Below are 1,657 nucleotides of genomic sequence, written 5' to 3'. Positions count from 1 at the left end.
AAATAAAAATTCCAAAACCACACATGATAAGTGATAATATTTGACCCATTGAAAGATTAAAAATAATAAATCCAAGCCCTGAATCAGGCTCTCTAAAAAACTCGCAAATGAATCTTGCAAAAGTGTATAAAATAGCATAAAGCGCGATCAGCTCACCATTAAATTTCTTAAATTTTCTATATAAAAATAAAATAATAAAAATAACTAAACCTTCTAAGAATGCCTCATAAAGTTGGCTAGGATGTCTTGGTTGCCCAAAAACATTTATCGCCCAAGGCACATCTGCAACTCGTCCAAAAAGCTCTTGATTTAAGAAATTTCCGATCCTGCCAAATGTATAGCCAAAAGGTATGCAAACCGCACAAAGATCAAGTAGCTGCCATAAATTTTGTTTATACCTTTTGCAAAATAGATATGTCGCAAGCAAAAAGCCAACTACAGCACCGTGATAGCTCATACCGCGAATTCCTATAAATTCGCCGTTATGAAATGGATTAAAAATTTGCCAAGGTTGTGTCAAGTAGTAGCTTACTTCGCCTGAATAGACTAAAACCCAGCCAAGTCTAGCACCTAAAATAACGCCGATCTCGACCCAAAAAAAGTAGTTGTCCAAAAGCTGGTCCGAGATAGAAATTTTATCTTTTTTGACTAGGTATTTTGCTACGACTAGTGCTGAAACAAGGGCAAAGATGTACATGAGCCCATACCAGTGCACACTAAAGCCAAAGATACTAAAGGCGACTGGGTTAAAGTGGTTATAAATATCGTTCCAAATTTCCATAGAATCTCACTTTATTTTTTTATGGATTTTATAATGGAAAGGCTTAAACTATAAATGTCTATTTAAAATTTCATTATATTTGCCTTGCAAATTTGCTAACTTTTGCTCTCTTTGCGAGATTTCGCTTTCTAAAACTTCAAAATCTATTACGATTTGCTTTTGTATAGAAAGCGGCAGAAGTGGGATTTTTATCAAATTTAAGTCTTTTAAATTTAAGCTTTGACCAAAAGCATTCGATCCATTTTTTTGTAATTTTATAAACTTTGTATCAAATAAGCAAAAGATAAATTTATCCAAAATTTTGTCCTTAAACTCTTTCTTGACAACAAAGGCGGCTATTGCTTCATTTGTATATAAATCAGTTCCTGCAATGGCGGTTTTTCCTATACTTAGTTTAAAGCTAACAAGAGTTGTACCTTCTGGTATAAGTTTAACGTTTGAGTTCTTTACCCCTAAATTTGTAATTTTTTCTTTAGTGTTGGTTATTAAGTTTGAATTCATCTCTGAAATACTTAGCCATAAATTTTCTCCGCCATAATATGCGGAATTACCTCTTTTGGGTGTTCCTCCTATTAAAATATCGCAAAATTTAGAAATTAGCTCATACCCCCCCCCATTTGTTTCAAAACTTATGCCAAACTTAGAGAAAATTTTACTCATTTTAGCTCTTAACTCGTCAATCTCCATTCTAATAGTTTTAAACTCGTTATCTACTTTTTCGCATTCGGCTACGATTTTTTGAAACACTTTTTTATTTTCTTTATTATTACTAAAAGGAATTCTTATGTTTTTTAAATTTGTAGAATTTAGCCCTCCTTGTGCTGCACCGGTAGTATTTTGTTTTAAAATTTGTTGACCCAACGGAGAATATAAAAA

2 protein-coding genes are annotated in these 1,657 nt (G+C 32.6%); both read right to left on the bottom strand.

Annotated features, from left to right (window positions below; genetic code table 11):
- The coding region (lgt, locus tag F3H01_RS09005; protein WP_149725557.1) for a prolipoprotein diacylglyceryl transferase at nucleotides 1-781 on the bottom strand (781 nt) is incomplete at its 3' end.
- Nucleotides 782-829: 48 nt separating this feature from the next.
- The coding region (locus F3H01_RS09000; RefSeq protein ID WP_223155405.1) for a restriction endonuclease subunit S at nucleotides 830-1,657 on the bottom strand (828 nt) is incomplete at its 5' end.

The organism is Campylobacter concisus (assembly GCF_902460875.1).
GTDB lineage: Bacteria > Campylobacterota > Campylobacteria > Campylobacterales > Campylobacteraceae > Campylobacter_A > Campylobacter_A concisus_AA.
Note: the sequence above shows the minus strand (reverse complement) of the source record. Positions and strands in the feature narration are given on the sequence as shown.